The sequence below is a fragment of the Acinetobacter sp. UC24323 genome (assembly GCF_024151445.1).
GTDB classification, from domain to species: Bacteria; Pseudomonadota; Gammaproteobacteria; order Pseudomonadales; family Moraxellaceae; genus Acinetobacter; species Acinetobacter baumannii.
Genome location: NZ_JAHIBY010000008.1, coordinates 161,512 through 174,628 on the forward strand (window position 1 = coordinate 161,512; position 13,117 = coordinate 174,628).

The following is a 13,117-nucleotide window of genomic DNA, read 5'->3' on the forward strand; positions in this document are numbered from 1 at the left end:
CAGATAGAGTCTGCACTGAATATTCAGCAGGCCTCACTATAAGTCAAAATAGCACAAGAAAAAATATTTGAATGAAGGCAAATGGAAATCAAAAAAGGAGATTCTTTAGGGTGGAAGCCAAAGAATCCCCAAAACAAAAAATTAGGCGACTTTTTCTTCTAAACCTAACCAATCACGAGGTTTTAAATAGTAGTCAGTTAAACGCTTCTCTGGAGAGTCTTCATCCCATTCAGGGCGATAAGACCATGCAGCTAGATTAGGTAGGCTAACTAAAATCGACTCAATACGGCCACCTGTTTGTAATCCAAACAACGTACCGCGGTCATACACCAAGTTATATTCCACATATCTGCCACGCCGGTAAAGCTGGAAATCTCGTTGAGCTTCGGTATAAGGCTGTTCGCGGTGTTTTTCGAAAATTGGCAAGATCGCATTTAAATAGCCATTACCTACGGCTTGAATATATTTAAAGCAGGTTTCGAAATCCCAGCAATTTAAATCATCAAAGAATAAACCGCCCACACCACGTTGTTCATCGCGATGCTTTAAATAGAAATAGTCATCGCACCATTTTTTATGTTCAGCATAAACATTGTCACCAAAAGGCTTACACAGGTCATAAGCGGCTTGGTGCCAATTTAAAACATCTTGATCATCTGGATAAAATGGCGTTAAGTCAAAACCTCCACCAAACCACCAAATCGGATCTTGACCTTCACGCTCTGCAACGAATAAGCGGACATTCGCATGCGAGGTTGGAATATTCGGGTTTTTAGGGTGAATGACTAAAGACACACCTAGCGCTTGAGCTTTTGCCCCTGCAATTTGAGGGTGACGTTCTGTTGCAGAAGCAGGCAGTTTACTAATGTTGATATGTGAAAACATCACGCCGCCTTTTTCAATCACTGTACCATTTTGCAGTACACGTGAACGGCCGCCACCGCCTTCAGGGCGCTCCCAATCATCAATGATAAATTCTGCTGTCCCACCACCAGCTTTTTCTTGTTGTTCTAAACCGGCACAAATACGGGCTTGTAAATCGAGGAGAAATTCGCGGACACGTTGAATATCTGTTGAAGTCGGATGTTGCATAATGACCCTCAAAGATGATCGAAATAGATTAGATACATCAAAACATAAATCCATAAAAAAAGTAAGGGATTTTTTCTAATTCCTGAAAAAATCCCTTAAATATAATTTTTAAATTTTGGACTTGAAATCAAAAATCATCTTTTTGGTAAAGGTGATCCATTCTTTCACGTTTGGTTTTTAAATATTGTTCATTAAAAGGGTTACGGCCGACAGTTAAAGGTACACGGTCTACGACATTAATACCTTGATCTTTGAGTGCCTGAATTTTCAAAGGATTATTGGTAATTAATTTAACTTCTTTCACTTTTAAGTGGTCGAGCATAATACTGCACATATCGTAACGACGTGCATCGGCGGGTAAATTCAGTAGTAAATTGGCATCTACTGTATCGTGCCCCTGATCTTGCAGGGCATAAGCACGAATTTTATTGGTTAAACCAATACCGCGTCCTTCTTGACGTAAGTATAAAATTACACCTTGTCCTGCTTCATTGATGAGTTTCTGAGTGGCTTGTAGTTGTGGGCCACAGTCACATTTCAATGATGCAAACGCATCACCCGTTAAGCATTCAGAATGTACGCGGACCAAAACAGGATCCGTTGGCGGATTTTCTAACCCTTTGGAAAGTGCCACATGTTCTTCACCTGTTACGGGATCTTGAAACACAGAAATATTGAATTCACCAAAAGCGGTCGGGAGTTTTGATGTTGCAATGAACTCTATAGGCACAGATTAACTCATCTTTTAACCGAAAACGGTTTAAAGTATAGCGTAATGCTGGGAGATTGGTCGAATTGTCATAATCATTTTGCACACTAAGGTTTTCTTTTTTGTATAAAGAAGACGATAATAGTTGATAAATAGTCAGATTATTCAGGATAATCTGCCAACCATACCCATACTGTATGAGAGACTGCTTTGCATGATCTCGTTCGCAAATGTGGCTGATTGAAGGTGACTTCATTCGATTGTATGATCGACCCATTTTGACCCAGCTTAGGATTTGCCAGGCTTATAAAGGCTTTGCCACATATGTTGTATACCGAAATTCCAACTCAACGCCCTGTTACGCCATTGTTAGATGCGATTGATCATCCTCAACAATTACGTCAGCTCGAGCATAGCCAATTACTACAAGTGGCTGATGAGTTGCGTCAATATATTTTATATGCAGCAGGCCAGAGTGGTGGCCATTTCGGTGCTAACCTCGGCGTGGTTGAGCTGACGGTAGCGCTGCATTATTGCTTTAATACACCAAATGACCGTTTAGTTTGGGATGTGGGACACCAAGCATACCCACATAAAATCCTAACTGGACGCCGTGAACAAATTACGACCATTCGCGCTAAAAATGGATTGGCTGCTTTCCCTGCCAGAGAAGAGTCTGTTTTTGATACCTTTGGGGTAGGGCATTCTTCAACTGCTATTTCAGCTGGTTTGGGGATGTCTTTGGCACGTCGCTATCAGAAAGACCCATGTGAAGTCGTTTGTATTGTGGGTGATGGTGCAATGACTGCGGGCATGGCATTTGAAGCAATGAATGATGCTGTTGCTCATGATGCAGATTTAATTGTTGTACTCAATGACAACGATATGTCGATTTCTTGCAGTACAGGTGGCTTTGCCAAACATTTAGCTGCAATTTGGGAAAAAGGTCATTTAGTTAATGTCAATGAACATGGTGAAGCTTATATCCAGCCACACCCAAAATGGACATATAACTCTCGATTACACCAATCGGCAACCGACGCGGCAGATAATTTATTTAAAGCAATTGGTTTTGATTATTTCGGGCCTTTTGATGGACACGATGTCACTCAGTTGGTTCAGGTGTTCAATGCGCTCAAAAAACGCAAAGGTCCACGTTTAGTTCACGTTTATACCAAGAAAGGTAAAGGCTTTGCTCCTGCTGAAGCAGACCCGATTACTTACCATGCGATTGGCAAAATTAATGCTGCTTCGGGCGGGAAAACACCACCAAAATACTCTGATGTGTTTGGTGAGTGGTTATGTGATGAAGCTGCACAAGATGAGCGTTTGCTTGCGATCACGCCTGCAATGTGTGAAGGCTCGGGCATGGTCAAATTTGCGAAGCAATTTCCGCAGCGTTTCTTCGATGTCGCGATTGCAGAGCAGCATGCTGTAACACTTGCAGCAGGAATGGCATGCGAAGGACTAAAACCTGTTGTCGCCATTTATTCAACATTCCTGCAGCGTGGTTACGATCAGCTTATTCATGATGTCGCATTGCAAAATCTTGACGTGACTTTTGGTATTGACCGTGCAGGCTTGGTTGGTGAAGATGGTCCAACGCATGCAGGTGCATATGACTATGCTTATATGCGTACTGTGCCTAATATGGTGATCATGGCACCGAAAGATGAAAATGAATGCCGTCAAATGCTTCATACGGCTTATGCCTATAATGGCCCGGCTGCGGTACGCTATCCGCGTGGTGCAGGTGTGGGCGTCGAAATCCAAAAAGAGATGACTGTTCTTGAATTGGGTAAAGCTGAAATTGTTGCAGAAATTAAAGCAAACAGTGATGAGCAGATTACGGTTTTAGCATTTGGTAGTCGTGTCATGGTTGCTCTGGAAGCAGCTGAGCAATTTGCGCAAAAACATGAAGTCAGTGTGTGTGTTGTAAATATGCGCTTCGTAAAACCGCTTGATGAACAAATGATTCGAGACTTGGCTGAGCATACTCATTTATTCGTGACAGTTGAAGAACACGCAATTATGGGTGGTGCGGGTAGTGCAGTGAATGAGTTTATGGCTCAAGAACAAATTGTTAAACCTATCATTAATTTAGGTCTACCAGACTCGTTCTTGCATCAGGCGACACATAATCAAATGCTACAAGATTGTGGTTTAGATGCTAAGGGTATTTTGAACTCGATTGAGCGAGCATGGCTTAAGGTAAATCAGGTGGTTTAATACCTCAATAAAATTTTTCGAAACATTTTTTCCCAAAAAGCGTATTCATTTGCTAAAATGGATACGCTTTTATGCATTATTCTTTGTCAAAATCTTCAAATTTGTATTGTAGTGGGTGTTCAATGGAACCTATGGTGGTGATGGCTGCGCGTGCGGCTCAAACAGTTGGTCAAGAGCTTTTAAAAGCGCATCAAAATCGTCATAAGCTCGATTTGCAAGTTGAAGAGAAAGGCATTGATGGTCCTGTAACACGTGTAGATCGTTATTTAGAACAATTGACGATTGATACATTACGTAAAAGTTATAAAAACCATAGCTTCTTAGGTGAAGAGTTCGGTTTGCAAGAGGGCAAAGGCCACGATGCAGACTGGTGCTGGGTGATCGACCCTCTTGATGGCACGCAAAACTTTATTAATGGTTTCCCTCATTTCTGTATTTCTATTGCTGTTCAGCACAAAGGTGTTACTCAGCACGGCGTAATTTACGATCCGGTACGTGACGAATTGTTCTCTGCAAGTCGTGGCCGTGGTGCAGTGATGAACCAGCGTCGTATTCGCGTAAATGTAAAAGACAGCCTAGAAAATACATTCTTGGCAGTAGGTCACCCTTACCGTGCTAAACGTGCTGGTGAAATTGTGTCTTATGCAGAGCAGCACTTTGCTTCATTATTAGCTGTGACTCAAGCGGGTGCTCAAATCCGCCGTGGTGGTTCAGCTGCTCTCGACTTAGCTTATGTTGCTGCTGGTCGTTTTGATGGTTTCTTTGAACTTGGCTTAAAACCATGGGATATCGCTGCTGGTGAGCTTATTATCAAGGAAGCTGGTGGTGTTGTGGTTGACGCACGTGGTGGTAATGATTCACTTGAAAATGGTCAAGTGATTGCATGCTCACTGAAAATGTTAAAGCCATTAATGCAAACTGTAGTTCCTGCTTGGGACAAAGCTGCAAAATAATTTAAAAAATTATTTCTGAGTAAGACCCTCTTTTTATAGAGGGTTTTACTTTTTAATGGTCGGTAAAATACAAATAACAGTAGAAATACCGAGAAAGTTGATTAAAACACATGACTTTTAAATTCTTTCTGCTATAATCCGCCCACGCACTTAAATTTCCGTTCATTACCTGAACATTCTGTTCTATTCATTGTAAGCGCACGCTGTCCATAGAGAGGACCATTTCTTGCGCCCCAATCGCTCAGCGATTCTTCAGGTTGCGGCCGTAATCAAGCGTGCGTTTAGTCCACATCGTCGTTACTCGGATTGCTGCTGAATAATAAGATTCAGCTAATATTTGCTTTGCCGCTTTTGCCGATGTCTATTTGTATTTATTAAAAATGGAGCACCCTTTGGGGTGGAACTCTCTATGAGCAAAACTTTTGCCGAATTTTCTTTGCACGAAACCTTACAACAAGCTCTTGAAGGTTTAGGTTTTACTAACCCAACTCCTGTGCAAGAACAATCTATTCCTGCTGCTTTAGAAGGTAAAGACCTTCTTGTTTCTAGCCAGACTGGTTCTGGTAAAACTGCTGCATTCTTATTACCGACATTACATAATTTGGCAGGTCAAGATACTTTCGTTCCGTTCAAAGAACGTATGAAAGCAGTGACTCAGCCTAGCATTTTAGTTTTATGCCCAACACGTGAATTGGCTCAACAAGTTAGCCAAGACGCAATTGCTTTTGTACGTCACATGAAAGGTGTTCGTATTGCTGCAATTATGGGTGGTATGCCTTTTGGTAAACAAATTCAACAGCTTAAAGGTGCTCAAGTTGTAGTTGCGACTCCAGGTCGTTTATTAGACTTAGTTAACCGTCGTCAATTAAAGCTAGACAAAGTTGATGCTTTAATCGTGGACGAAGCTGACCGTATGTTAGACCTTGGTTTCTCTGAAGACTTGGAAGCGATCAGTGACTTGGCTGCGAATCGTGGTCAAACGTTAATGTTCTCTGCAACTTTTGCTGACCGTATTATTCGTCTTGCTGAGCGCATGATGAATGAACCTGAGCGTATTGCAATTGAAACTGGTCACAGCACCAATACTGACATCACCCAAACTTTACACTGGACAGATGGTTTCGAACACAAGAAGAAACTTCTGACTCACTGGTTGGCTGATGAAACGCTTGACCAAGCTGTTGTATTCGCGAGCACACAAGAAGATACAGATATGTTGGCTGAAGAACTTGCAGAAGCAGGTCATTCAGTTGTTGCACTTCACGGTGCAATGCCGCAAACAGTTCGTAACCGTCGTTTACGTAGTATCCGTGAAGGCCGTGCGAAAATCTTAGTTGCTACTGACGTTGCTGCACGTGGTCTTGACGTTCCAACAATTTCACACGTTATTAACTTCGGCTTACCAATGAAGCATGAAGATTATGTACACCGTATTGGTCGTACAGGTCGTGCTGGTCGTACAGGTCAAGCGATTACTTTAGCGACTTATCGTGAACGCGGTAAAATCCGTGCGCTTGAAGATTACTTAGAAGCTCGTTTAAATGTTTCTGAAATTGAAGGTTTAGAGCCATCTCCACCTCCAGCTCGTCCACGTCGTGAAGGCGGTCGTGGTGGTAACGGTGGCCGTGATGGTCGTCGTGGTGGCGGTTTCGGCGGTGGTCGTCGTTTCGAGGGTGAAGGTAACTTCAAACGTCGTGAAGGTGGTCGTGATGATCGTCCACGTCGTAGCTTTGATGATAAGCCTCGTGGTGAGCGTCCTGCTTTCGGTGGCGAAGATCGTCCACGTCGCGAGTTCAACTCAGATCGTCCACGTCGTGAAGGTGGTTTTGAAGACCGTCCAAAACGTAGCTTCGGTGGTGAAGACCGTCCACGTCGTGAGTTCAACTCAGACCGTCCACGTCGTGAAGGTGGTTTTGAAGACCGTCCAAAACGTAGCTTCGGTGGTGAAGATCGTCCGCGTCGCGAGTTCAACTCAGATCGTCCACGCCGTGAAGGTGGTTTTAACGATAAGCCTCGTTTTGATTCAAATGATGACAATCGTGGTAACCGCGTAGACTATAAACCACGTCGTGAAAACGGTTTTGGTGACCGTCCACAACGTAGCTTTGGTGGTGAAGATCGTCCACGTCGTGAAAGTGGTTTTGGTGATCGTCCAAAACGTAGCTTCGGTGGTGAAGACCGTCCACGTCGCGCAGTTCGCGAAGAACACTTTAATCAAGAATCTCGTGGTGAGCGCCGTCGTAAATTCGACCGTTAATCTTTAAGAGATTTAAAAAAGGCCAGTTTACATACTGGCCTTTTTTATTTTTTAGTTTTGTTATAAAATAACAAAGTGTGAAACAGTTCAATTTTTATTGTAATAATGCGTAAAAGTAAGCGAAAAGAGTCGCCTTTGGCATGGTTGAGTAAATTCTTATTTCAACGTGGTTTGCCATATCTTTTTATTGCACTTGCTTTGTGCAATGGAATCTACTTTGCCTATGCTTTATTAACTGGCCATTTCGTAGACCAGTTTCAAGTTCTCGATCAATAATTTCTTTTCAAAATCTAGCTTATATTCCTATATTAGCTTGTTTTGCTTTTGTCAAAATTACAACAAGATTCCCAAAATTCAGTGTTATAGTATGCGGGCATAAAAGTGCAGGAATGATTGCCATTATGAATAATAAAACTCCTCTCTCGACTCAATCACTGATTGAAGTGAAAAACTTGAGTTTTAACCGAGGGGAACGCGTCATTTATGACAATATTAGTTTAAATATACGTCGAGGCCAGATCACGGCCATTATGGGACCATCTGGTACAGGTAAAACGACTTTATTACGCTTGATTGGTGGGCAGCTTGTTCCCGATCAGGGCGAAGTTTTGCTTGATGGCAAAGATATTGCTCAAATGTCACGTCAGGAATTATTTGCAGCACGTGCGCGTATGGGAATGCTGTTCCAGAGTGGAGCTTTATTTACCGATATGTCGGTTTATGAAAATGTCGCTTTTCCAATTCGTGCGCATACTAAGCTTTCTGAAAATCTCATTGCAGAACTGGTCGCTTTAAAACTTGAATCGGTGGGCTTGCGTGGAACAGAACAGCTTATGCCTACTGAGTTGTCAGGTGGTATGAACCGACGGGTCGCTTTAGCTCGTGCAATTGCGCTTGATCCCGATTTAATTATGTATGACGAACCTTTTGCGGGGCAAGACCCGATTGTGAAAGGTGTTTTAACACGTCTCATTCGTTCATTGCGAGAAGCTTTAGATCTAACTACGATTATTGTTTCGCATGATGTTCCTGAAACTCTATCTATTGCTGACTACATTTATGTTGTAGCGGAAGGGAAGATTCAAGGGGAAGGAACGCCAGAAGAATTACAAGCTTATGCTTCTCCATTTGTAAAACAGTTCTTAACCGGCTCGGCAGAAGGTCCGGTTGAATACCAGTTTAGCCACCAAGCTTATTTAGATAACGAGGTTCGTCCATGAATACGATTGCCTGGTTAGGTAGACTCGTTATTGAGCGGATTCGAGGGATTGGTGTTGCGGCACTGATGCTCTTACAGATTATTTTTTCATTACCTTCAGCGGGCGGTTTTGGACGTTTCGTCTATCAAATGCATCGTGTAGGGGTAATGTCTTTACTCATTATCACGGTATCAGGTTTATTTATTGGTCTGGTACTCGGATTGCAAGGCTACTCAATATTAGTCAATGTTGGTAGTGAATCAATGCTAGGCACAATGGTGTCTTTAACTTTATTGCGTGAGCTTGCACCGGTCGTTGCAGCTTTGCTCTTCGCTGGACGAGCAGGTTCTGCATTGACTGCTGAAATTGGTTCGATGAAACAAAGTGAACAGCTTGCCAGTATGGAAATGATTGGTGTTGATCCTTTAAAGCAAATCGTATCACCACGTCTTTGGGCTGGTATAGTCAGTTTGCCAATGTTAACCGTTATTTTTGCTGCGATTGGTATTGTTGGCGGTAAATTGGTTGGAGTTGACTTTCTTGGCGTTGATGAAGGCTCCTTTTGGAGTGGTATGCAAAATAATGTTCAATTTGGCCACGATGTCGTAAATGGCATTATTAAGAGCATTGTATTTGCTTTGCTGTGTACATGGATTGCTGTTTTCCAAGGGTATGCATGTGATCCGACACCTGAAGGCATTGCAACGGCAATGACCCGCACGGTTGTATATTCTTCATTATGTGTTTTAGGTTTTGATTTCGTGTTGACTGCGGTCATGTTCGGAGGGATTTAATGAAATCACGTACTAGTGAGCTGGCCGTAGGTATCTTTGTCATTATCTTCGGTATTGCTTTATTCTTTTTAGCAATGAAAGTGAGTGGTTTAGTGGGCACGAACTTGAGCGATGGCTACACCATGAAAGCTCAGTTTGATAACGTTAATGGTTTAAAGCCTCGTGCTAAAGTGACGATGAGCGGTGTAACAATTGGCCGCGTTGATTCAATCACGCTTGATCCGGTTACACGTTTGGCTACGGTTACTTTTGATCTTGATGGAAAACTGACAAGCTTTAATGCTGAACAGTTAAAAGAAGTTCAAAAAAATGCTTTAGACGAATTACGTTATAGTTCTGATTATACGCAAGCGACTCCAGCGCAACAAAAAACAATGGAACAGCAACTGATCAGTAACATGAACTCCATCACAAGTATTGATGAAGATGCTTATATAATGGTTGCAACCAATGGTTTATTGGGTGAGAAATATTTAAAAATCGTACCGGGTGGTGGTCTAAACTACCTTAAACGTGGCGATACTATTTCTAATACCCAAGGAACGATGGATCTAGAAGATCTTATTAGTAAATTTATTACTGGTGGTGGCGCAGGTAAGGTTGCCGCTGGTTCATCCTCAGCAGAAGAAAAAGCTCCTGCAAGTACTGACAGCAGTGCACAGCCGTCATTTGTTGAGTAAGAGATTATTTGAAGGAGTGGTTCCAGGTGAATACGTTGTTTAAACAAACCCTTACAGCAAGTATTTTGTCTACTATGATTGCTGGTACAGCTTTTGCTGCACCTTCAGAAGCACCACCTGACTTTATTAAGCGTGTTGCTGATGGCTTGATTTCTCGTTTAAAAGCCGATCATGCTAAATTGCAAAATAACCCAGCATTAGTAAAAACAATTGTACGCCAAAACTTAGACCCGTATGTTGATTCACAAGCGTTTACTCGTATTGTGATGGGTACTTATGCGACAAACCAATATAGTACTGCTGCACAGCGTGCTCAGTTTGAAACGAACTTCCGTAATACGTTAATTGAGAATTACGGTAGTGCATTTGCTAAGTATACAAACCAAACTTACACGATGCGTCCATACAAGGCGACAGCTGGTAAAAACCCTGTTGTGACTTTAGATTTTAATCACAATGGTGAAAAAATTCCTGTGTCGTTCCAGTTGGCAGACAAAGGTTCGCAGTGGAAAATCCGTAACATCAATGTTTCTGGTATTGATTTAGGATTGCAGTTCCGTAACCAGTTTGCTGCAACTGTGAAACGTAATGGTGGTGATTTGAATAAAGCAATTGCTACGTTCCAACCTGATGCAGATGCTGCTGTTAATCAGAATAAACAAAAATAAGTAGGTGAAGAGTGGTTCAGTATCTTAACCAAGAGTTAGTTGTTTCAGGCAAAATTGATTTTGAAAATGCTGAACAACAATACCAAGCTGGATTGGCAATTATTAAAAAGCAAACAAGCTTTCCTTTAATTGTTGATTTAAAGCAGCTTGAGCATGGTAATACGTTAGCCTTGGCTGTTTTAGTGCAATGGCTACGTCAAACTCCACAAAAGTCTGGATTACATTTTAAAAATGTACCGGAGAAGATGCTGAAAATCATTCAAGCCTGCCATTTGCAAGAAGACCTACATTTGGTTTGATGAGCAAAGATAAAAAAGCACCTAAATTTAGGTGCTTTTTTATATACAAAATTTGCTGGGTAATCTCTTTAAATCCATTTTTTCCAGCGGAAATAAATGATAGGCCCAATAAAGAAACCAATAATAATTAGTAAAACGATAATAAAGCTGGTTGTACCGTGTGCGAAAGGAAGTACATCCGTGTTCATACCATAGATACTGGCGATTAACATAGGTGGTGCCAACATACTTGGTAATATCGAGAATCGACGGATCGTATCGTTTTGTTCAGTGTTAATAAATCCTGACGTTGTATCAAGCAAGAACCGTACTTTTTGGAATAAGAAAGCGTCATGTTCGACAAGCGAGCGAACATCTTCACTAAGTTCTCGAATATCTGCATCGTAGATATGACTGCCTAAAGCACGTGGACGAGACAAAAACGTTAAAACACGGCGCAAATCAATTAAACAGAGCTGTGCTTTCCCAAGCATGTCTTCTTGTTGTGCCAAGCGGGTAATCATGTCATCAAGATCTAAAATCTGTTCACGTTGATGGTTATTGAGAACCTCGGTTGAGTATTTTTCTAGATCCTTGTGGATATCTTCCAAGATATCCGCAAGCTCATCTAGCTTTGCTTCAAGTAAGCCCAATAAAATCCATGTTGGATCTTTATAATCCATTTCGTAGTCATTACGGCGAGCTCGAGCACGAAAAGCACGAAAGGCAACTAACTTTTCACCCCGTAAAGTAAATAAGCGGTCTTTATGTAAGATGAATGCAACAGTCTGCACCATGGCAAGCATATGGGAAGAATCCTCAGCATCCCCATCAACCTGATAATTTTTATTTTTCGTTAAAAAATAGGTGCTGATATGCAAAATACCGTCATCATCACGGTAGAATCGAGCAGAAGATGAAATGTCTTCTAACGACTTTAGTGTAGGTAAGTTCTGATTGTAAGCATCTAAGACCCATTGTTGTTCTTCTTGAGAGGGTGCAATAAGATCAAGCCATACTAATTCGGGATGTAGATCAAATCCACCATTGATGGTGGCATCTTCCAGACTTCCGCGTTCTGTGGCATAAAAGGCTTCAAGCATGTGTCTTTTTTCCTTACGCAGTCTGATGGAAATTGATGGGTGTATTTTAGACAAGGATTTGCCGAAAAACACTTGCCAATACGCTATTTTGCAAAAAAAAACTCTGTCGATAGTCTAGTTTGTCAGCATGACAGTTCAATAAAACGGTTTTTATACTATGAATTCAATTTGTATTTTCTGTGGTTCATCTCTTGGTTCAAACCCAATCTTTCAACAAATTGCTCAATTAACCGGTGAAGCTATTGCTAAACAAGGTAAAACACTCGTTTATGGCGGTGGCCGTTCTGGTTTAATGGGTGTTGTTGCTGATAGTGCTTTGCAAGCCGGCGGGCAGGTCATTGGGGTAATTCCTCGTGCTTTAGTTGATCGCGAGTTAGCTCATCCTGGACTGACAAAATTATATGTCGTCGAAAATATGCATGAGCGTAAAACCAAAATGGCAGATCTGTCGGACGGTTTTATTGCTTTACCAGGTGGGGCAGGTACATTGGAAGAAATCTTTGAACAATGGACATGGGCACAATTAGGTATTCATCAAAAGCCGTGTGCTTTTCTAAATGTAGCTGGCTTTTATGAAGATTTGCTTAAAATGATTCAGGGAACTGTAGATAACGGATTTAGCCAAGCGCGGTTTGTTGATAAATTGATTGCCTCAGACAAAATTGAAGATATTCTTCAACAATTTGAGCAATATCAGGCTCCTGCTCCGAAATGGACAAATGCCGACGTTCAACCATAAATGAGGTTAAATAGGTGAAAACAATTACGGTCGCCGCTGCGGTGATCTTAAATGAACAAAATGAATTATTGCTTGTTAGAAAGCGTAATACACAAGCTTTTATGCAGGTAGGCGGTAAACTGGAGCCGAATGAGGCTCCGGAAAGTGCTATACAGCGTGAAATCTTGGAAGAAATAGGCAGCCCGTGTGTAATAGAACAGTTTATAGGGCGTTTTGAGACAGCAGCTGCCAATGAACCGGATCACAAGCTTATTAGCCATTTATATTTGGTTCGATTAAAACAATCCCCACAAATTGCAGCTGAAATTGCTGAAATGAAGTGGGTGAAATTTAATGATTCCGAGACAAAACTCGCACCATTAACCAAAGAAATTGTAATTCCGTGGTGTGAGCAGAACTTATCTATAACTCTATAA

General features: G+C 41.7%; 14 protein-coding genes. 11 read left to right on the plus strand and 3 right to left on the minus strand.

What is annotated here, in order from left to right; translation table 11 throughout:
- Window positions 1-141: 141 nt before the first annotated feature.
- Window positions 142-1,092 carry an oxygen-dependent coproporphyrinogen oxidase gene (hemF, locus tag KNQ97_RS12565; protein ID WP_058062061.1) on the minus strand — a complete coding sequence of 317 codons (951 nt, stop codon included), beginning with the start codon at window positions 1,090-1,092 and terminating at the stop codon, window positions 142-144.
- Window positions 1,093-1,219: 127 nt separating this feature from the next.
- Window positions 1,220-1,822: a GTP cyclohydrolase II gene (gene ribA / locus KNQ97_RS12570; protein ID WP_032046388.1), complete on the minus strand. Its 603-nt coding sequence runs from the start codon at window positions 1,820-1,822 to the stop codon at window positions 1,220-1,222.
- Between the two features lie 303 nt (window positions 1,823-2,125).
- On the opposite strand from ribA, the gene dxs reads away from it, so the two are divergent.
- The 9 genes from dxs to KNQ97_RS12615 all read left to right on the plus strand — a co-directional run bounded on the left by dxs (window position 2,126) and on the right by KNQ97_RS12615 (window position 10,880).
- Window positions 2,126-4,030, plus strand: a complete 1,905-nt coding sequence (gene dxs, locus KNQ97_RS12575; protein WP_000967377.1) for a 1-deoxy-D-xylulose-5-phosphate synthase — start codon at window positions 2,126-2,128, stop codon at window positions 4,028-4,030.
- A 122-nt stretch (window positions 4,031-4,152) separates the two neighbouring features.
- Complete coding sequence (locus tag KNQ97_RS12580) at window positions 4,153-4,983, plus strand: inositol monophosphatase family protein (RefSeq protein ID WP_000433617.1); 831 nt, start codon at window positions 4,153-4,155, stop codon at window positions 4,981-4,983.
- A gap of 409 nt (window positions 4,984-5,392) precedes the next feature.
- A complete protein-coding gene (locus KNQ97_RS12585) occupies window positions 5,393-7,240 on the plus strand; it encodes a DEAD/DEAH box helicase (RefSeq protein WP_000047396.1) in 1,848 nt (615 codons plus the stop codon).
- 105 nt (window positions 7,241-7,345) lie between these two features.
- Entirely contained in the window at window positions 7,346-7,516 is a 171-nt protein-coding gene (locus KNQ97_RS12590) for a hypothetical protein (protein ID WP_001232173.1), read from the plus strand.
- Between the two features lie 125 nt (window positions 7,517-7,641).
- A complete protein-coding gene (locus KNQ97_RS12595) occupies window positions 7,642-8,460 on the plus strand; it encodes an ABC transporter ATP-binding protein (protein ID WP_002019647.1) in 819 nt (272 codons plus the stop codon).
- Window positions 8,457-9,233 (plus strand): lipid asymmetry maintenance ABC transporter permease subunit MlaE, encoded by a 777-nt coding sequence (mlaE, locus tag KNQ97_RS12600; RefSeq protein ID WP_001091949.1) that lies wholly within the window; start codon window positions 8,457-8,459, stop codon window positions 9,231-9,233. The genes KNQ97_RS12595 and mlaE overlap by 4 nt, the downstream gene beginning before the upstream one ends.
- Window positions 9,233-9,913 carry an outer membrane lipid asymmetry maintenance protein MlaD gene (locus KNQ97_RS12605; protein WP_000842362.1) on the plus strand — a complete coding sequence of 227 codons (681 nt, stop codon included), beginning with the start codon at window positions 9,233-9,235 and terminating at the stop codon, window positions 9,911-9,913. The genes mlaE and KNQ97_RS12605 overlap by 1 nt, the downstream gene beginning before the upstream one ends.
- 26 nt (window positions 9,914-9,939) lie before the next feature.
- Window positions 9,940-10,581 (plus strand): phospholipid-binding protein MlaC, encoded by a 642-nt coding sequence (locus KNQ97_RS12610; protein WP_001093907.1) that lies wholly within the window; start codon window positions 9,940-9,942, stop codon window positions 10,579-10,581.
- An 11-nt stretch (window positions 10,582-10,592) separates the two neighbouring features.
- Window positions 10,593-10,880 carry a lipid asymmetry maintenance protein MlaB gene (locus KNQ97_RS12615; RefSeq protein WP_000250997.1) on the plus strand — a complete coding sequence of 96 codons (288 nt, stop codon included), beginning with the start codon at window positions 10,593-10,595 and terminating at the stop codon, window positions 10,878-10,880.
- A gap of 68 nt (window positions 10,881-10,948) precedes the next feature.
- Here KNQ97_RS12615 and KNQ97_RS12620 read toward each other — a convergent pair whose 3' ends face one another.
- Window positions 10,949-11,962 (minus strand): CorA family divalent cation transporter, encoded by a 1,014-nt coding sequence (locus KNQ97_RS12620; protein ID WP_000888321.1) that lies wholly within the window; start codon window positions 11,960-11,962, stop codon window positions 10,949-10,951.
- Window positions 11,963-12,119: 157 nt separating this feature from the next.
- On the opposite strand from KNQ97_RS12620, the gene KNQ97_RS12625 reads away from it, so the two are divergent.
- Together KNQ97_RS12625 and KNQ97_RS12630 are read left to right on the plus strand one after the other, a co-directional pair.
- Window positions 12,120-12,701 (plus strand): TIGR00730 family Rossman fold protein, encoded by a 582-nt coding sequence (locus KNQ97_RS12625; protein WP_001084310.1) that lies wholly within the window; start codon window positions 12,120-12,122, stop codon window positions 12,699-12,701.
- A gap of 14 nt (window positions 12,702-12,715) precedes the next feature.
- The gene (locus tag KNQ97_RS12630) at window positions 12,716-13,117 is read left to right on the plus strand and encodes an NUDIX domain-containing protein (RefSeq protein WP_000849701.1); all 402 of its coding nucleotides are present in this window, start codon (window positions 12,716-12,718) and stop codon (window positions 13,115-13,117) included.

What these genes read in the sequence shown, in the direction of transcription:
- hemF (WP_058062061.1), bottom strand. Translation starts at nt 1,092, where the DNA reads ATGCAACATCCGACTTCAACAGATATTCAACGTGTCCGCGAATTTCTC.
- dxs (WP_000967377.1), top strand. Translation starts at nt 2,126, where the DNA reads ATGTTGTATACCGAAATTCCAACTCAACGCCCTGTTACGCCATTGTTA.
- KNQ97_RS12580 (WP_000433617.1), top strand. Translation starts at nt 4,153, where the DNA reads ATGGAACCTATGGTGGTGATGGCTGCGCGTGCGGCTCAAACAGTTGGT.
- KNQ97_RS12585 (WP_000047396.1), top strand. Translation starts at nt 5,393, where the DNA reads ATGAGCAAAACTTTTGCCGAATTTTCTTTGCACGAAACCTTACAACAA.
- KNQ97_RS12590 (WP_001232173.1), top strand. Translation starts at nt 7,346, where the DNA reads ATGCGTAAAAGTAAGCGAAAAGAGTCGCCTTTGGCATGGTTGAGTAAA.
- KNQ97_RS12595 (WP_002019647.1), top strand. Translation starts at nt 7,642, where the DNA reads ATGAATAATAAAACTCCTCTCTCGACTCAATCACTGATTGAAGTGAAA.
- mlaE (WP_001091949.1), top strand. Translation starts at nt 8,457, where the DNA reads ATGAATACGATTGCCTGGTTAGGTAGACTCGTTATTGAGCGGATTCGA.
- KNQ97_RS12605 (WP_000842362.1), top strand. Translation starts at nt 9,233, where the DNA reads ATGAAATCACGTACTAGTGAGCTGGCCGTAGGTATCTTTGTCATTATC.
- KNQ97_RS12620 (WP_000888321.1), bottom strand. Translation starts at nt 11,962, where the DNA reads ATGCTTGAAGCCTTTTATGCCACAGAACGCGGAAGTCTGGAAGATGCC.
- KNQ97_RS12625 (WP_001084310.1), top strand. Translation starts at nt 12,120, where the DNA reads ATGAATTCAATTTGTATTTTCTGTGGTTCATCTCTTGGTTCAAACCCA.